The organism is Bacteroides helcogenes P 36-108 (assembly GCF_000186225.1).
Taxonomy (GTDB): domain Bacteria; phylum Bacteroidota; class Bacteroidia; order Bacteroidales; family Bacteroidaceae; genus Bacteroides; species Bacteroides helcogenes.
Genome location: NC_014933.1, coordinates 772317 through 790052, shown reverse-complemented (window position 1 = coordinate 790052; position 17736 = coordinate 772317). Strand labels below are relative to the sequence as shown.

Here is a 17736-nt window from a genome sequence, read left to right as displayed (position 1 = left end):
CCTTCCGGTTACTTTACTGCTCTCCACATCCTGTTCCACCTATATCCCTTCCAAATCCCCGTATCTTTCTCTTTGGAGAACCAGACGAGAGATGCTTTGCCTATGATGTGGTCTTTCGGCACAAAGCCAAACAGGCGTGAATCGGAAAGGTTGATGGAGTTGTTGGCGCTCATCCAGTAATAATCTTTCGTGAAATAACAATGCTGCACAGGACGGCCTTCTATGTAAAGGGTGTCGTTTTTTATCTCGGCACGCTTCTTTTCATGCAGAACCAGAGTGTTTCGTAGCAAAGTCATGTTCCAGGGATATACGCGTATGGCTTTTCCTTTTCCCGGTACTATTAGGGGCTTCAGAGATGTGGCGGTATTTTCTTCGGTGACAGGCACTATCCAGCAATTGCCGGATAGTGCCTGCTCCAGCAGGTAGTACTCGTAGCGACTGAAACTGCGTACATTTTTTGTGGAGTCCTGTCCCATCACTTTGTTGGGAGTAATGGATAGGATGGATAGGAGTGAGTCCAGTTGGCATTCTTTGCCTTTGGGATAGGCGTAAAGAAACTTTTGGTCGGGCGCATTCTTTTCAGAAGGGATCACGGAGAAAAGTGAATCTATCAATAATGTGTCTCCGGGAATTCCAATGCAACGACTGATGAAAACCTCCCGGCGGTCAATGACCGGTTCCGAAAAATTGGCGGGGTTATTGAATACGAGAATATCCTCTTTCTGCACAGGACGCTCTGCCCACCGATGGTAATCCCATAACCTCATGAACGGCAAGCGCAATCCGTAACTCCATTTGTTCACGATAATGCGTTCGCCGCAATACAGGGAATTTTCCATTCCGGTAGAAGGAATCAGATAGGAAGTTGCCACACATCCCCGGAGCAATACGACTATAAGTATCACTCCGGCTACCATACAGGCTGTCTTTCCTATTTTCATCGTTTCACCCGAAATTGATTTATTTGATATTGTCCACCCACTTGAATATCCTGTTCCAGCGTATCTTTCCGTCAAACCATCCACGGTCTTTGTCCAATGACAGCCACACTACAATGGGTTTACCCACCACATGATCCTCTGGCACGAAGCCCCAGTAGCGGGAGTCGGCGGAATTGTGGCGGTTGTCGCCCATCATCCAATAATAGTCCATCTTGAAGGTATAGCTGTCAGTTTTCTTACCATTGATATAGATGCCGTCCGCCTTCTGCTCCAGCTTGTTTCCTTCGTAGGCCACGATGCAACGCTCGTACACGGGCAGGTTGTCCGAAGTCAGCCGGATGGTACTGCCCTTGGCGGGAATCCATATCGGGCCATAGTTGTCGCGTGTCCATCCGGTGTGCAGGTTCAGTGGATACAAAGGGCCGGAGAAATCTCCCGATTCCATGACGATGTGGCTGATGAGCTTCTTGTTACCGGCCAGCGTGTCATGCATTTTTTTGGTAAGTGGCAGGTGATAGACGGGAGTCAGCCTGCCTTGTTCATTGCGGCGGTCCAGCCCCATTTCCATCAGTCCTTCCTCCCAGTTGAGGTCATTGGTCATCAGCATCTGGTCGTCTTTGCTGATGCCTAACTCACGGAACATGTCTTCCTGGATATACGGTCCGGTAGTCTGCACGAAATAGTTGAGCTGCATCTCTTCCGGATTTTTGATGGCTTTACCGTCGATGTAAACTTGCGTGTTTTTTATTTGCAGTGTATCGCCGGGCAGACCGACGCAACGCTTCACGTAATTCTCGCGGCGGTCAACGGGGCGCACCACGATGTTGCCATACATTTGCGGGTTGGAACGTATGAGGTTGCGTCCGGCGTTATAGTAAAGATCGTAAACCGTGCGTTGCTGTTCGCGTGTCAGGCTGTCCATGCTTACCTTGTTGGGATAGACACGCTGTCCGGCATCGTAGGCAAGGCTGTAAAAGTCTGTCTGTTGGTAGTTGAGTGCTACCGTGTCACCGGCGGGAAAATTGAACACAACGATGTCATTCAGTTTGACTTGGCCGAATCCCGGCACGCGTTTGTATTTCCATTGGGGCCATTCGATGTATGATTTTGTATTCAGCACCGGCAATGTATGTTGCGCCAATGGCATGGAAAGCGGTGTATTCGGTACACGGGGACCGTAACTCATCTTGCTCACGTAAAGAAAGTCGCCCACCAGTAAAGACTTTTCCAGTGAGGAAGAAGGTATCTGGTAATTCTGGAATATGTAGATGTTCACGAAATAGACGGCTACCAAGGCAAAAATGATAGCGTCCACCCAGCTCATGATGCTGCGCACAACGGGATTTCCTGACTTCTTCCAGAATCCCCAGGGTATCTTTTTGCTGATATAAATATCGAAGATGAAAGGTAATACAACCAATCCCCACCAGCTTTTTACCCAAACAAGGAATGCGAGATAAAGCAGGGTAATGATACCGAACTTGATCCATTGAGCATGTGTTGCTTTTCTCATAATGTCTTATTTTAAAAAATGAAACAAATCACTCATTCCTAAGAATCCTTGTTCGCCGACTGTATATTCGGCGGCAAGAACGGCGCCCAATGCAAAGCCTTTCCGATTCTTTGCATCATGGGTGATGGTAATGCTGTCCGCTTCAGAGTCATAGCGGATGCTGTGGATGCCCGGCACTTCGCCTTCACGGATGGAGTTTATCGGCAGTTCGTTGGCCGCATGTTGGGTAGAACCGGAGATGCTTCCGTCCGGGGCAAGGAAAGTTCCTTCCACCCATTTGTCTTTGCGGTCGAGGTTTTCGAGGATGCCTTCGGCAAGAGTGATGGCTGTGCCGCTGGGTGCATCCATTTTATGGATATGGTGTGTTTCGCTCATGGTTACGTCATAAGCGGGAAACCGGTTCATGATCTTTGCAAGATACTTGTTTACGGCAGAGAATATAGCTACTCCTAAGCTGAAATTGGAAGACCAGAACAAGGTTTTTCCGCCTTCCGTACAGAGTTTCTTTATTTCCTCACCATGTTCGGCCATCCAGCCCGTACTGCCCGATACCAACTTTACGCCGGCTTTGAAAGTTTTCATGTAGTTGCCGTATGCTACCAGGGGATTGGTGAACTCTATGGCGACATCAGCGCTTTTGAATGCTGCCGATTCGAAGTCTTCCTGATTGTCAACATCGATGATGCTGACGATTTCGTGTCCACGGCTAAGGGCAATCTTTTCTATTTCCTTGCCCATTTTCCCGTAACCGATTAATGCTATTTTCATTGTTTCTATTGTTTTTATTCAGTTTATCAACAAACTATGGGACGCAAAGATAATCTTTTTCTTACATTTGCGCCCTACATTAACGTCTTGTTAACAATGGAACAACTACTGCATTACGTCTGGAAGCATAAAATATTCCCTTTGCAAATGCTTCGGACAACCTCCGGACAGCCGGTCGAAGTGATAGATCCCGGTTTGCCCAACAGGAATGCAGGCCCCGATTTCTTCAATGCCAAGATTAAGATAGGCGGTACGCTATGGGTGGGAAATGTCGAAATACATACCTTGGCGTCCGACTGGCTGCGGCATGGGCACAATTGCGACAAGGCGTATGACACCGTCATACTGCATGTGGTGGGAGAGTCTGATTGCACTGTCTGCCGCACGAATGGCGAGCCTATTCCCCAAATGAGGCTTTCTTGTCCCGAAGATGTTTGTCTGCGCTATGATGAGTTACGGCAGACGGAAATTTATCCTCCCTGCTACTCCATCCTTTCCTCTCTTCCCCAGTTGGTGGTTCATTCCTGGCTTTCGGCTTTGCAGGTGGAGCGTTTTGAGCAGAAGTCACGTGCCATTTCCCAAAGGTTGGAACGCTGCAATAATCATTGGGAAGATGTCTTTTTCATAACCCTTGCCCGTAACTTCGGCTTTGGACTGAACGGAGATGCTTTTGAATCTTGGGCGAGCAGTCTCCCTTTTCGTGCGATTGACAAACATCGGGACAATCTGTTTCAAGTGGAGGCTTTCTTCTTCGGGCAGGCGGGGTTGCTGGAAGAAGATGAGGCCGAGGGTGAAGCCTATTATCAGAAACTCCGGAAGGAGTTCCGCTATTTGCAGCGTAAGTTCGAACTGCCTTCTCCGATGTCTGCCGATCAGTGGCGTTTTCTGCGTCTTCGTCCCGGGAACTTTCCTCATATACGTCTGGCACAGTTGGCGTATTTGTATCACGAGGAACAGATACTCTTTTCACGCATTATGGAGGCTGATGATACGGAGGCAGTGAAGAAAATGCTGGCTGCCCGTACTTCCGCTTACTGGGAAGATCATTTCAGTTTCAGAAAAGTATCTCCGCGACAGGAAAAGCGGGTAGGCAAAAGCGCTCTGGACCTGCTTGTCATCAATACCGTCATCCCTTTTCTTTATTCCTATGGTTTGCACAGAGCCAGTGAGGTGATGTGCGAACGTGCCACCCGTTTCTTGGAATCTCTGAAGGCGGAGAACAATCACGTCACCCGTTTATGGGACGGTGCGGGCTTGCCTGTCTATACGACTGCCGATTCTCAGGCTTTACTCCAGCTCCAAAAGGAGTATTGTGACAAAAGGGATTGTCTGCGGTGTCGTTTCGGGTATGAGTACTTGAGGCATAAAAGATAAATTCCCGTCTTGTTTTGATAAGGATATCAGCAATATCTCTTATCTTTGCCCCTTGAATAATAATGCATATATATGAAGACAATTCATTGCGTTTTTTGTCTGTTTACAGTGCTTATGCTGACGGCTTTGAACAGCCGGGCGGCCGTAGAGGACTTCAATACGTTCCTCCAAAAGTTTACCACCAGCGCTTCATTCCAGTATTCCCGTATCAAGTTTCCGTTGAAGTCCCCCATCACTCTGCTGAAAGACGATGGCGAGACAGAGCAGACTTTTCCTTTTACCCGCGAAAAGTGGGCGTTGCTGGATGAGGAGACTTTGAAAGAGGGAAAAACCACGGAAGAGGAGGGAGGAGTCTATATCTCCCGTTTTACGGTGAACGATTCTGCACACAAAGAGTTTGAGGCAGGTTATGATGAGTCGGAACCTTCTTTGCGTGTAGTATTTGATCTGGTGGGCGACAAGTGGTATGTCACCGATTGCTACAATGATTGGTACAACTTTGATTTGCCCATCGGCGAACTGAAGGAAACCATCCGTACGGTGCAGGAGGAGAACAAGGCTTTTGAGGAATTGCATCCTTAAGAAATGCATATCAGGGGGACGCAGTCCCCTGTCACTATTTTATCCTTCTTCTGTACGATTTATGTCCCTTCTTTTCCGGAAAGTGAGGTTCCTTTGTAGTGTGCTGATTTTTTTAGAATCATTAATACCTTGAAATATGCGACTACAAATTCTTTTTGCAGGAATCTTTTCCTTTTTGATGTTATTGCCGGTTACTCTGGAGGCACAGATTGTGAAGAATGAACGTTTACTTTCCTTTGAAGAAAGGCGTGTCCCGTCATTTGTCACTGCAACTGATTCGCGGCTGACTGTCAGCAACGAGCATTACAGAGACGGCACGCAAAGCCTGTGCTGGTCTTTCGGGCCGAAGTCTATCCTCTCTATAAAGAAAGACCTGAAGTTTGAGCCGAAAGACCCGACTGGAAAAGATACCTACCTTTCCGCCTTCATCGTATGGGTCTATAATGAGCAGGCACAGGACAAGACCATAGAATTCGAGTTCTTGAGAAACGGAAAGAAATGCACTTCCTTTCCTTTCGGAATCAACTTTATCGGCTGGCGCGGGGCATGGGTGTGTTATGAGCGTGATATGCAAGGCACTCCGGAGACAGGTATGGATGAAATCCGCGTTGTGGCTCCGGAGGTGAAGGGAAAACTTTTCATAGATCATCTGATTACCGCCAGCAAGGTAGATGCCCGCCAGCAGACCGCCGACCTACAAGTGCCTTTCGTGAACAAAGGTACTGATAATCACTGGCTGGTAATCTATGAACACTCTCTGTGGAAACCCGACATTGCTCTGACTCCTGTAACCGAAGCGCAAAGGCGGGATATCCGTATCATAGAAGAACGCTTCCGCAACATGCTTTACACTCCTTCCGTCCTTTCGGAAAAGGAAATGGAAGCTATCCGCAAGAAGTACGATTTTTACAAGATCACCGACAAGAATGGAAAAGTTTCAGGACTGCCTATCTGGTTCGTACGCCAGTCCGAAGCATACGAGCGTATGATGCCCGGCTGGGACAAGGATATGTTCGTCCGGCTGGGCGTAGAAATCAGCGATTACTTCAATTTGATGAAGCGTATTTCCATAGCCTACCACAATACCACGGATGCGGCTTTGAGGGAGGAACTGAAGCAGAAGTTTCTTGCCATGTACAACAATGCTACCGACCAGGGCATAGCCTACGGCAGTTGCTGGGGAAATGTTCATCACTACGGATACAGCATGCGCGGGCTTTTCGTTTCTTATTTCCTGATGAAAGACGTGCTGCGTGAGGCAGGCAGGTTGGAGGAAGCCGAACGCACCCTGAACTGGTATGCCATCACCAATGAAGTATATCCTGAACCCACAGCCAACGGTATTGACATAGATACTTTCAACACCAAGCTGCAAGGCCGCATAGCCAGTATTCTGATTATGGAGGACACACCGGAGAAATTACAGTACCTGCGCTCTTTCACCCGATGGCTGGATTATGGTTGCCGGCCGGCAAAGGGCTTGTCAGGTTCGTTCAAAGCAGACGGTGCTTGTTTCCATCATTGCAACAATTATCCAGCCTACGCTGTAGGCGGACTGGATGGAGCGACAAGTATGATTTATCTGCTGAGTGGGACAGAGTTCAGGTTGTCCGAACAAGCACATGAGACCGTGAAGAACGTGCTTCTCACCATGCGCTTCTATTGTAATCTGAAGCAATGGGCACTTTCCATGTCGGGACGTCATCCCAACGGCAAGGGAGAGCTGATTCCTATGCATTATGCCACAATGGCCGTTGCCGGTACGCCGGACGGCAGACAGAAATATGATCCGGAAATGGCAGCCGCCTACCTGCGCCTCGTGGCTTATACGACTGTTCCGGATAAAGATACTCCCGAATATCTTCCTAAAGCCTCTGCCGGGAAAGAAGCGGCGATGAAGAAGTTGCTCGAAGCGCAGGGATTCTGTCCTGAGCCCGATCCGCAAGGTAATATTGCTTTGGGCTATGGCTGCGTATCCGTACAGCGACGTGACAACTGGGCTGCCGTTGTACGCGGGCACTCTCGCTATCTCTGGGCAGCCGAGCATTATCTCCCTGCCAATTTCTACGGCCGCTATCTGGCTCATGGCAGTATGCAGATTCTGACGGGAAAACCCGGTGAAGCGGTTACTTTTTCTACCGGTGGCTGGCAAGAGGCCGGTTTCGACTGGAACCGCATTCCGGGTGTCACGAGCATCCGTTTGCCTTTCGACCGATTGCGTGCAAAGGTTTTAAACGTGGATCGTTTTTCGGGTATGGAAGAGATGCTTTATTCCGATGAAGCCTTTGCCGGAGGGCTGTCGCAAGCGCGCCTGAATGGGAACTTCGGCATGAAGCTGCACGAACACGACAAATATAACGGATCGCACCGTGCCCGCAAGTCTTTCCATTTTTTTGATGGAACCATCGTGTGCCTTGGTACGGACATTGAGAATACCAATACGGACTTTCCTACCGAAACCACAGTGTTCCAATCGGCTGCCATCACTCCCGATGTCCGCCACTACTGGGACACTTACCGGGATAATGGGCAGACTTATATTGATCCTAACGGTGTGGGATATTGTCTTTCGGAAACTTCGATGAAATCGGCGCTTTTTGAAAAGAATTTCCCGCAGGTAACCGTAGGCGAACGCAGTGTCGAGCCGACTTCGGGCGACTGGGTGTCGTTGGTATTGCAGCACGGCAAAGCCCCAAAGGGAGCTTCTTATGAATATGCCGTACTGCCACATACCGATACGGCTTCTTTGAAAGCATTTGCGCGTAAACCCACTTACAAGGTACTTCAGCAAGATCATAATGCCCATATTGTCCGTTCACTGACGGACAGTCTGACTTCTTATGTCTTGTTTGAAACTCCACAGGAACTTCCCGGAGAAGGCTTGTTGCAGAAAGCGGACACTTCCTGTCTCGTCATGATACGCGAGAACAAGGGCAAACTCTTGCTGACCGTCTCGCAACCCGATCTGGCATTGTATCGTGGTCCCAGTGACGAGGCTTTCGGGGAAGACGGCAAGCGTGTGGAACGCAGCATTTATTCCCGTCCGTGGATTGGCAATGACAGTGAGGAGATACCCGTGACCGTTACTTTGAGAGGTTTGTGGAAGGTTGCTGAAACACCTTATTGCAGAGTGCTTTCGGCAGACGGGAAACAGACAGTGTTGCGTTTTAGCTGTAAGGATGCAGCAAGTTTTGACGTGGAGTTGAAGAAGAACCGTGCCGGAGATTGATGATAACCACACTGCTTCTTGATATACAAAATATCCCCATGTTTTATCCTGAAACAAGGGGATGTTTTCACCTAAAACATCTGGATGTTGTGGGTGTTGGATAGCAATGATCCTCCTGTCTGTTATTGGTAAGATCCGAGCAGATTACTGACGGCTGCCTGATAATTAGCCAGTTTGCTTGTCTTATGGATCGTCTTTCGCGCTTTCTTGTCAGCGCCTGGCAACAGATATTCCCAAAAACTTTTCATTTTCATGAGCAACTGTATGTCTCCGCCTTGTAGCTGTTCTTTATAACTGTTGAAAACTTCGGCATGCAATCGACTTACTTTTCTTGCCATTTCATCGGAAGAGAGGGGCTTTCCCTGAAGGTATTCCAGCGCTAAAGCAGGGCTGGCAAGCAGTCCGCGTCCTATGACGATGCCAGCCAGTTGGGGGAAACGTCTGGCGATGGAATGAATATCTTCCGGAGTGTTCAGATCTCCGTTGTATAGCAAAGGTTTACTGCATCCGTTATAGAATGCCTCAAAACCCTTCAGATCTATTTCCCCTTTATATTGCTGTCTGCCCAGACGGGGATGCAGAATGATGTGTGAAAGGGGTAATTCGTTGAAGATAGGCAACAGGGCGAGGCATTCCTCCGGATTGTCCCAGCCTAACCTCAGTTTGACGGAGAAGCTGATGTTCGGATGTTTCTTTACGGTATCAGTCAGCAAAGCTTTCACTTCTTCGGGATAGGGTAGCATGCCTGCACCATTGTGCCGTTTGGCAAGCATCGGGAAGGGGCAGCCTAAGTTAATGTCCGCTTCCTGGTAGCCTTTCTCTGTGAAAAGGGCTGTTATCCGTTCTGCCTTGTCTGCTTCCGATGCTATGAGCTGGGGGATGAGGTGCAGATCCGGGTTGTTTTCGGGCAGGATGTCCCGGATATCCTTCCTCCGGATTTCTCCGTGTTCTATACGCACGAAAGGAGAATAATAGGTTTCAATGCCACCGAAGATTCGGACGTGTGCTCTCCTGTAAACGGCATCGGTATAGCCTTGCAGCGGAGCGAAATGGATGGGTAATAACTTCTCGTTCATGGCTGCAAATATACGCATTAATATCTCAGTGAAACACTCATTCCCGCCATTTCTTGCCGGGGCATTGTGAATGAGAGGGTGACGGGGCTTCCTTTTCGGACGAGGGTGACCCGTACGGTTTCGGGATTCATGGATTCGCAATATGGATTGGCTATGTTGATTTTCTGCTCATTCTCATCCCATAAAAGTGTGCAGGGAGCATCGACCGACAATATGTCTCCGTTATCTGCCTTCAGTTCTCCGGACTGATAGAATACGGCTTCCGTCAGAGCCAGCGTTTCGTGGCGGACGGCTTGGACCTTTTCTGTATTGGCAAGTATTTTGACGGGGATGTTCTTGGCATATTTCATGGCTTCAGAGGCATTTGATAGTCCCGGATGCACCAGATATGCGTATGTTCCGTCTTGTGGGCGAATACCGTGGCTGATGTTCAGGCTGAATAGTGCTGTGTCGCATGCAATCAGGTATTCTGTGCCAGGCAACAGGTTGAAGTAACCTGTCCGTCCATGTATGATCCAGTCTGCATTTGTCTGTGCCTTATCCTCTTTTAAGATGAATTTTTTGCCGTTCTGCATGTATTGCACCTTGCCGTCTCTGTTACATTGGTTAACGGTGGTAAATACTTCGGCCTTGCCTCCGGGAGTCCGGATGCCCACGCCCAAACATATAAACTCATTGTCGAAATAAAACCAGGATTTTCGGGCTTCCAGACCTCTGCGGTTCAATATCATGCCACATGCGCCGTATATGCTGTCGCTGACGCCACCGGCGAATATGCTGCCATTTCCTCCTCCTTCTCCCCAGTTAGGCACGGGTAAGGGATCGTTGTCCTGTTCGGCAGTGATGCCGGGATACTGGCGGTTGTTGAAGCGCTTGAAAAAGTCGCGGTCATACTCTTTTCCGGTAACGAAGAGGTAGTTTACACCATTCGCCGCATAGTAGTTGAACTCTCCGTCACCGTTTCCGGCTTCATTGCCTACGGTGCGGGTGGAAGTCATGCGCGAACTGGTCATATATCGGGTACGGCGGTGAACCATGTAGTCGAAGCGCCAGAACATGCGGTTACCTTCCAGGCTGTTTTCACCTGCAATGCGTTGCAAGGCGAGTTTGATGTTTTTTCCGGTTTCGGGTTTGCTCAGTTTGTAAACTCTTTCGGTCAGTGCCTTGATGGCGGAAGAGTATTGGTCGGGACTGATGAAACGGCCGGCGTTGTTCGGGTCGTATTGTTTGCTATAGAAGATCCATTGCACTCCGTTTATAAAGAGTTTCTGCAACAGTTCTGTTCCGGAGCTTTGGTATTTGGTGTCTTTGCAGAATTCCAGATAAGAGAGCATGGAGTTGACAAACTCTTTTCCGTAGCTGGTGAAGTAGAGTTGGCGGCCGTTTCCGCAGTGCTGTCCGAAAAGATAGTCGGGCTGAATGCCTTCTACATGTTGTATGGTCAATAGCTGTGTCATTTTCTCTTTGAATTCCTCCATTTGTGCATCATTCCGAGTCAGGATACTCGCTGCAAAAGCCCCCATGATGATGTCTGCACCATTGGCGCCCGTCATGTGTGAGGGAGCTGCGTTTTTGTAGCTCCAACGGAGGTATTCCATCGTTTTGTCAAAAAGTTCTTTGTCCGGCATAATTTCCTTGCTCATAAGGATGACTCCGGCAGACATTTCTTTGGGATAAGGAATGTATCGATACCACCAGTTTTTGGCTTGATGGTCGGTTTCTATCCAAAATCTGAGTCCTTTCAGATAGGCCACTTTCAGCTCCTTCTTGTGATGGTATATGTTCTGTGGATGCTGGTAGGCACAGGCCATGGTTATCAAGTTTTGTAGGTGTTTTCGGGGCGATCCGTCGGTAGTGTGGTAGTTGATGTTCACAAAGGCTCCTTCGGAAGTCATGAGTGCTATCAATCCGTCTATGGTTGTTTTGGAGGGATTCTTGGCGAGATATGTCTCGTACATGCGTGAGTATATGATATCGAAGTCGGAGGCATGTGCTTTTGCACTTATGCTTAGAATAAATATGGCGGTTATGATGATAAGTTTGCTTGGATTCATTGATTTCATAGTTATACTGATTGTGTCGCACATTTGTGCGCTGATTGACAATTGAATGGCCTATGACTTTGCATAGACATGGATTGAAAAGAGGAGGGGAGAAGCCGTGAGGCTCCTCCCCGGCAAAATTGATTAAGGTCTGTATGAATATTAAGGTCAGAAGTATTGTGCCGGTCAATGTCATTCTGTTACTACCACTTTGTATTCGCGTATCACGGATTTCTCTTGTTTGTAGTTTCCGTTTGTACCCACAAAAGTGGCTGTATAGGTTCCGGGTTCGTTGTAAGCATATCTATAGGAATTGAGGCTTTGAGTGACATTCTTTATACCTGTGCCGAAGTCGGGGGAGCATGCGTTTACAACAAAGAGGTTGGATACCAGCCAACTGTACTTTAGGGCAGTGTTTGCATTGGAACTATGTATGAAGAAAGTATTCCAGTCTTTGGCATTCCATATTCCGGAAGTATTGTTGGTGACAGTGCCGTAGGCACGGTTGGCAGTCATGCTTTTCTGGTCGGGCAGATTGTGTCTGTTCAGCATGTTGACGGGTGTAAAGCCAAATGAACCGGCGGCGAATACCGTTTTTTGTCCATTGCTCATACTGTTGACTATCTGCATATTGCTGAATGTGAACTTGCTTTGTGCCACATTTTTGTTTTGTCCCTTGTAGCAAATGGCTATTGCGATTCTTTTGCCTATGTAGGACTTCATGTCGATTTCGTAAGTTTTACTCTTGAGAGTCGTAGGGAAGTCGGTTGGTGGAATAAGCACTTCCCAAGAATGCTGTTCTACCAATATGGAGTCGGAGGTAAAATTTCCTTTTTCTATTCCGGGGAAACTGCTTGACACATACATTGTCAGTATGCCAGCAGGATTTCCGTACTGGGGAGTGAGAGTGAACTTCAAGGTGGAGCTTTCTATCTCACTTTCATCAACAGTGGTACGTTCCCTGTATTCATATTTCTTTCCGTTTTCACCGCTGAAGAAAGTAAGAAAATCAGGATTACCGCTGAAAAGGAACTCCACCGGGGTTCTTTTCTTAGCGGTAATGGTCTGACCGTCGAAGTTAACGCTTTCATTGGTCATGACATTCACATTAAGCTCGGCATCTTTGGTGAATTCGCTTTCGCAGGAAGCAAAAGCAAGGCTTGCTATGCTGGCAGCCATCAAAAGTTTATTTAGTTTCATAATTTTGTTCGTTTTAAAATGATTTTGGAGTGGTGATTACCAGCCTGGATTATTCTGAGTGATAGCGTTATTTACGGACATTTCACTATCTGGAATCGGGAAATAATTGTATGCATCGGTAATCTGGAAATAGGTGTAAACGCTGTAATTGGGTCCTGTCGCCCAGTTGGCATTAGCACCTTGCTGTGCACGTGATGACAATTCATTCATGTTCTTCACATATTCGCCCCAACGGATTAAGTCATAACGGCGTGTGTATTCGAAACAAAGTTCCATGACACGCTCATCTTTCACGGCTTGACGAAAGGCTTCTTTGCCGAGGCTGCCTTCCGGATAAGTGGAGATACCCGCGCGTACGCGCACTTTATTGAGACATTGGTAAGCTATGGTGGTAGGCTGGTTGTTCACTTCATTCTCGGCTTCGGCCACCATTAGCAGGACATCGGAGTAGCGCAGCAAAGGAAAGTTGAGAGAAGTGTAATTCTTGTTCTTCTTTGAACCGTAGAGTTCATACTCTCTACGGTATTTGCCGCAGGCGCGGGAATAGTTTTTTTCGGATTCGGCCTCTGGCTTTTCATAATCTCCGGTTTTCTTAGCCATATTCCCTATACCATAGCTATAAGATATGTCCCAGTATTGCTTCTTTACTTCGGCCATTTTGCCGTATTCAAACTGGCGTCCGGTTACTCCCTTTCCTGATACCGCCGCAATGTATTCGAACGGAGCAATATTCCAGTTCATGCGGTTTATGTCCTTGTTGTTCACATAAAGTTCATATAGTTTCGGTGTTGACCAAAAGTAAGCGTAACCGAAACCAGGGTCTTGTTTATCTATCAGTGACTGGTCGCTTGACTGGTCCGGACATTTGATGCCGATCAGGTTGCCAATGCGTCCTTCCGATCTCACCTCGGAGGTATAATCGCCCGCAAACTCTACTTCCCAGATGCTTTCGTTTTTTCCGGTACTGTTGTATTTGTTGGAACAAAGGTCTATGAATACATCCCAGTAGTTATCAGCCAGGTCGTGTCCCTGTCCCATAACTTTCCGGGCATAATTGCTTGCCTGCTTGAAGTATTCCTTGTTGGCTGTTTCGTTGACTGGGGTTTTGTCACGGAAGTGTTCACCTGCTCTGAACAAATATACGCGTGCCAGGATGCCCCATGCCGTTGATTTGGAAACGTGTCCCGGCTTATAGCCCAATTCGGCCGCTGTACTAAGTCCTTCGGTGCATTCGGCCATTTCCGTAATGATGAAATCATAGATAGTTTGTTTGTCTGTGCGCGGGATGTCCAGACCAGTCACACTGTTGGTTGAAGATGTCTTGAAAGGAACGTCCCCCCAACCTTGTACCAGTGTGAAGTAGTAGTAGGCACGCATAAAGCGAGCTTCGGATTTGTATTGCAAGCGCAGTTGGTCAGAGATTCCGTTAGCCTTGTCTATATTTTCAAGGAATGTATTGGCACGGTCGATTCCGGTATAAAGGGTTTGCCAAAGGTTGCTGAATTGCGGTGAACTTGAATTGGCGTTGTTGCAGGCTATCGCACCGCTGCTTTGGGGATTGCGTCCGCCACCAAAGTGCGATAGGTCATCACCGCATACCATGAACATGTATTCGTTTCCATAGAAGTTCTGTGAAGCCAAAGGGGCATATACGGATGTCAGGAAAGAGGCAGCTTCTCCAGTATTGTTAAAATAAACTCCGGGGGTTAGCTTTGTAGGCTCTTTGTCCAGAAAATCACAGGATGTCACTGCCAGACAAGCGAAAGATAATATAATTGTTTTTAAAGTTTTCATGTATTTTGAATGTTTTGTGAGATTAGAAACCTAAATTAATACCGAAACTGACGGAAAAAGCTCGCGGATAGGACGAGAAATCAAGTCCCGGAGTGAGACCGCCCTCGCGTATGGATACTTCAGGATCGTAACCGGAATAGCCAGTGACGGTCCATAGATTTTGTGCAGCCAGATAGAGGCGTGCATTGTCTATTCTGAATTTCTTCAGGAAGTTTTTCGGTACGTTATATCCCAAAGTCACGGTTTTCAGACGCAGGAATGAAGCGTCTTCCACCACACGTGAGGAGATCACGAGATTGGAACTGGAATTAGTAGCTGCCGGAATGTTGCTGTCCGGGTTTTCAGGGGTCCAGCGGTTGGCGTAGCTGGCATACTGGTTCAGTTCCCTTTTCTTTTGGAAGCCACTTTCAAATAATAAGCGGTTGGCGTTCAGTACATCGTTACCGTAAGACCATTGGAAAAAGATGCTCAGGTCGAAGCCTTTGTACTCGAAGTTGTTGGTAAAACCACCGGTATGGATAGGCAAGCCACGGCCGATCATGGTACGGTCATTGGTGTCGATGATGCCGTCGCCGTTCAGATCTCTGTACTTGGGCATGCCTGGCTGGGTATTGCTTTCACTTACATAGTGGGGGATATTCCCTTTCAGAGAGTAAGTGTTGCCGGACTTGTCAAAATCGCCATATTTATAAGTACCTTCATATATGTAGCCATATATCATTCCCATGGGATAACCTATTTTGGCAATATAATTGGGCTGGCTGTTGAAATTCTGGTCAAACTTGGCTGTACTCAACAGTCCAATCTGGTTTTCGGACAGTTCCAATACTTTGTTCTTGTTGAAGGATATATTGGCGTTAGTTGTCCATTTAAACTTCTTGTTATCTATGTTGATTGTATTCAATGTAAGTTCGAGACCGTCATTGCGTACTTTTCCGATATTCTTTATGGCGGTCAGATAGCCTGACGAATAGGGGAGAGTTGCATCCAGCAATAAGTCACGGGTAGTTTTTCGGTAGATATCGGCAGTCAGAGTGATGCGTTCGTTGAAGAATCCGAGGTCGATTCCGAGGTTCCATTGTTCGGTAGTCTCCCACTTCAAGTCTTCGTTGGGTAATGATATGGGAGCCACGCCTACGCTGGCGTTGTTATTGTCAAATGGATAAACGGTGTTGGGCAGTCCGGTGGTGACATGGCTTTTGATCATGTCTAATAAGGCCAAATAGTCATATTCTCCGATACGGTTGTTCCCCGTAAGCCCCCAGCTTAAGCGGAGCTTTCCGCTTGACAGCCACTTTTTATAACTGGACATAAAGCCTTCCTCGGAGAAATTCCACGCCAGTGAGCCTGAGGGGAAGTAACCGTAACGGTTTTTCTTGCTGAACTTGGAGGAGCCGTCGGCACGGAATGATACGGTAGTGTAATATTTGGACTTATAGTTGTAGTTGATGCGGCCCAAATAGGAGAGCATAGACCAAGAAGACAAGGTGGAAGCACTCTTGTCGAAAGTGCCCTGTCCCATGCCTGCCATGCCTAATGATTCATTAGGAATCTGTTTCATGCGGTATGAGTAAAACTCATAGTCTGAGTTTTGTAAAGTAACGCCGACCATCGTATTCAGAAAATGCTTTTTCCGGAAGTTGGTCTGATAGGTCAATATATTTTCGTTCAGCCATGTGAGGCGTTGTTGGCGTACGACTTCCGCATTCACTTTATCGGTGGAGGTAGGGCCACCGTAACGTGTTTTTGAGTTATTGAAAGTATCTGTATGGCGGTTGTCGTAAGTGTAACCTCCGGAAACTTTTAATTTCAATCCTTTGATGAATTCGTATTCGATATATCCGTTCAATTGGAGGTTGTTGATGTAATACTTGCGGTAGGCATTCTTCAAGTCGGCAATCGGGTTGAAGCGATAGTCATTGGAGGCGTCTACGTCATCATCTATAAGATCTTCGAGAAGGGCACTCAATGGCTTTCCTGGATAATTTACCGGACGATAGCCCCATACACTGTAAAACAGGTTGTTCATGCCCGAATAAGAGCTGGAGGAAGGAGAAGCTCCGTTTTGGATGGAACGTGAGAAGTTTGTGTTGAAATTGACAGTCAGTTTGCCACGCTTGACCAGTGTGTTCATACGGGCTTGTAGGCGCTGGTAGTCAGTATTCAGTAAGATACCTTCCTGATCATAATAGGAAAGGGATGCATTATATCGTATGCCTTCCGATCCGCCCGCCAGGCGTATGTTATGGTTTTGTTGCCATGCTGTACGGAAAATCTCGTTCTGGTAATTGTTCTGTGCCGTACCGCGGTAGTCTTCCGGTGTCCATTGGTGGCCTTCATATAGAGGAAAATATTTTTCGGAGGCTCTGGCAGGTTCCACCTCGCTTTGCAGCTTTACATAATCGTAAGCACTCATCATGTCCAGTTTTTTAGATACTGTGGATATACCGAAACTGCCGTCGTAGGTAAGTTGAGGTCTGCCCACTTTTCCTTGTTTGGTGGTGATGATGATGACACCGTTAGCACCTCGGGCTCCATAAATGGCTGTAGCGGAGGCGTCTTTCAGTACATCGGTGGAAGCGATATCGTTGGGATTGATTGCTGCTGCTACGGCCGGATCTTCTACCGGAAATCCGTCAATGATATAAAGCGGTGTATTGTCTTGTGTCAATGAATTATTGCCACGGATGGTGATGTTCATTGTACTGCCTGGCATGCCTTCACCCGAAGACACGTTTACGCCGGCAATGCGGCCTCCCAAAGTCTGGTCGAATGAAGCGGCAGGGGTTTTCAGCAGATCGTCCATATTCACTTTTGATACAGATCCGGTCAGGTCTTTCTTGCGTACTTCCTGATAACCTACTACCACGACTTCATCCAGTGCTTGTGCGTCTTCTGCCAGCGTGATGTTGAAATGTTTTTGGTTGCCTGCTTTTACTTCTTGCGTCTTATAACCGATGAAAGAAAACTGAAGCACATCGGAAGGTTTTACATTCCGTAAGATGAATTGTCCGTTCAAGTCTGTGGTGGTTCCGTTGGTAGTGCCTTTCACTACAATGCTTACACCTGGGAGTTCTCCCATGGCATCGACAACTTTACCTGTAACTTGACTTCCTGTCTGTGCCTGTACCGTAAGAACACAACAGAGAAAAATTGCCAGCAACATCAAGGTTACTTTCTGTTTCATAAATATTAATTCAGTTAATTAGTTATTAAT

11 protein-coding genes are annotated in these 17736 nt (G+C 47.4%); 3 read left to right on the top strand and 8 right to left on the bottom strand.

Features of this window, described 5'->3' with window-relative positions:
* Nucleotides 1-8 precede the first annotated feature (8 nt).
* From lepB (BACHE_RS02995) to dapB, 3 genes are read right to left on the bottom strand one after another with little or no spacing between them, the layout of a single operon-like run.
* Nucleotides 9-941, bottom strand: a complete 933-nt coding sequence (lepB, locus tag BACHE_RS02995) for a signal peptidase I (RefSeq protein ID WP_013546228.1) — start codon at nucleotides 939-941, stop codon at nucleotides 9-11.
* A 19-nt stretch (nucleotides 942-960) separates the two neighbouring features.
* Nucleotides 961-2454 carry a signal peptidase I gene (lepB, locus tag BACHE_RS02990; protein ID WP_013546227.1) on the bottom strand — a complete coding sequence of 498 codons (1494 nt, stop codon included), beginning with the start codon at nucleotides 2452-2454 and terminating at the stop codon, nucleotides 961-963.
* A gap of 6 nt (nucleotides 2455-2460) precedes the next feature.
* The gene (gene dapB, locus BACHE_RS02985) at nucleotides 2461-3222 is read right to left on the bottom strand and encodes a 4-hydroxy-tetrahydrodipicolinate reductase (protein ID WP_013546226.1); all 762 of its coding nucleotides are present in this window, start codon (nucleotides 3220-3222) and stop codon (nucleotides 2461-2463) included.
* Between the two features lie 96 nt (nucleotides 3223-3318).
* Here dapB and BACHE_RS02980 point away from each other — a divergent pair, with 96 nt between their 5' ends.
* From BACHE_RS02980 to BACHE_RS02970, 3 genes are all read left to right on the top strand, one after another.
* A complete protein-coding gene (locus BACHE_RS02980) occupies nucleotides 3319-4596 on the top strand; it encodes a DUF2851 family protein (RefSeq protein ID WP_013546225.1) in 1278 nt (425 codons plus the stop codon).
* A 72-nt stretch (nucleotides 4597-4668) separates the two neighbouring features.
* The gene (locus BACHE_RS02975) at nucleotides 4669-5178 is read left to right on the top strand and encodes a hypothetical protein (protein ID WP_013546224.1); all 510 of its coding nucleotides are present in this window, start codon (nucleotides 4669-4671) and stop codon (nucleotides 5176-5178) included.
* 136 nt (nucleotides 5179-5314) lie between these two features.
* Nucleotides 5315-8407, top strand: a complete 3093-nt coding sequence (locus tag BACHE_RS02970) for a chondroitinase family polysaccharide lyase (RefSeq protein WP_013546223.1) — start codon at nucleotides 5315-5317, stop codon at nucleotides 8405-8407.
* A 122-nt stretch (nucleotides 8408-8529) separates the two neighbouring features.
* On the opposite strand, the gene BACHE_RS02965 is transcribed toward BACHE_RS02970, so the two are convergent.
* From BACHE_RS02965 to BACHE_RS02945, 5 genes are all read right to left on the bottom strand, one after another.
* Complete coding sequence (locus BACHE_RS02965; RefSeq protein WP_013546222.1) at nucleotides 8530-9501, bottom strand: tRNA-dihydrouridine synthase family protein; 972 nt, start codon at nucleotides 9499-9501, stop codon at nucleotides 8530-8532.
* A complete protein-coding gene (locus BACHE_RS02960) occupies nucleotides 9501-11546 on the bottom strand; it encodes a polysaccharide lyase family 8 super-sandwich domain-containing protein (RefSeq protein ID WP_187289285.1) in 2046 nt (681 codons plus the stop codon). Before BACHE_RS02960 ends, BACHE_RS02965 begins: the two co-directional genes overlap by 1 nt.
* A 171-nt stretch (nucleotides 11547-11717) precedes the next feature.
* Nucleotides 11718-12725 carry a DUF5017 domain-containing protein gene (locus tag BACHE_RS02955; RefSeq protein WP_013546220.1) on the bottom strand — a complete coding sequence of 336 codons (1008 nt, stop codon included), beginning with the start codon at nucleotides 12723-12725 and terminating at the stop codon, nucleotides 11718-11720.
* A gap of 36 nt (nucleotides 12726-12761) precedes the next feature.
* A complete protein-coding gene (locus tag BACHE_RS02950; protein WP_013546219.1) occupies nucleotides 12762-14519 on the bottom strand; it encodes a RagB/SusD family nutrient uptake outer membrane protein in 1758 nt (585 codons plus the stop codon).
* A gap of 22 nt (nucleotides 14520-14541) precedes the next feature.
* The gene (locus tag BACHE_RS02945; protein ID WP_013546218.1) at nucleotides 14542-17706 is read right to left on the bottom strand and encodes a SusC/RagA family TonB-linked outer membrane protein; all 3165 of its coding nucleotides are present in this window, start codon (nucleotides 17704-17706) and stop codon (nucleotides 14542-14544) included.
* Nucleotides 17707-17736 lie beyond the last annotated feature (30 nt).

Excerpts from the sequence above, each read along its gene's own strand:
- BACHE_RS02960 (WP_187289285.1), bottom strand. The coding sequence starts at position 11,546 with ATGAAATCAATGAATCCAAGCAAACTTATCATCATAACCGCCATATTT.
- BACHE_RS02965 (WP_013546222.1), bottom strand. The coding sequence starts at position 9,501 with ATGCGTATATTTGCAGCCATGAACGAGAAGTTATTACCCATCCATTTC.
- BACHE_RS02945 (WP_013546218.1), bottom strand. The coding sequence starts at position 17,706 with ATGAAACAGAAAGTAACCTTGATGTTGCTGGCAATTTTTCTCTGTTGT.
- BACHE_RS02970 (WP_013546223.1), top strand. The coding sequence starts at position 5,315 with ATGCGACTACAAATTCTTTTTGCAGGAATCTTTTCCTTTTTGATGTTA.
- BACHE_RS02975 (WP_013546224.1), top strand. The coding sequence starts at position 4,669 with ATGAAGACAATTCATTGCGTTTTTTGTCTGTTTACAGTGCTTATGCTG.
- lepB (WP_013546227.1), bottom strand. The coding sequence starts at position 2,454 with ATGAGAAAAGCAACACATGCTCAATGGATCAAGTTCGGTATCATTACC.
- lepB (WP_013546228.1), bottom strand. The coding sequence starts at position 941 with ATGAAAATAGGAAAGACAGCCTGTATGGTAGCCGGAGTGATACTTATA.
- BACHE_RS02950 (WP_013546219.1), bottom strand. The coding sequence starts at position 14,519 with ATGAAAACTTTAAAAACAATTATATTATCTTTCGCTTGTCTGGCAGTG.
- BACHE_RS02980 (WP_013546225.1), top strand. The coding sequence starts at position 3,319 with ATGGAACAACTACTGCATTACGTCTGGAAGCATAAAATATTCCCTTTG.
- BACHE_RS02955 (WP_013546220.1), bottom strand. The coding sequence starts at position 12,725 with ATGAAACTAAATAAACTTTTGATGGCTGCCAGCATAGCAAGCCTTGCT.
- dapB (WP_013546226.1), bottom strand. The coding sequence starts at position 3,222 with ATGAAAATAGCATTAATCGGTTACGGGAAAATGGGCAAGGAAATAGAA.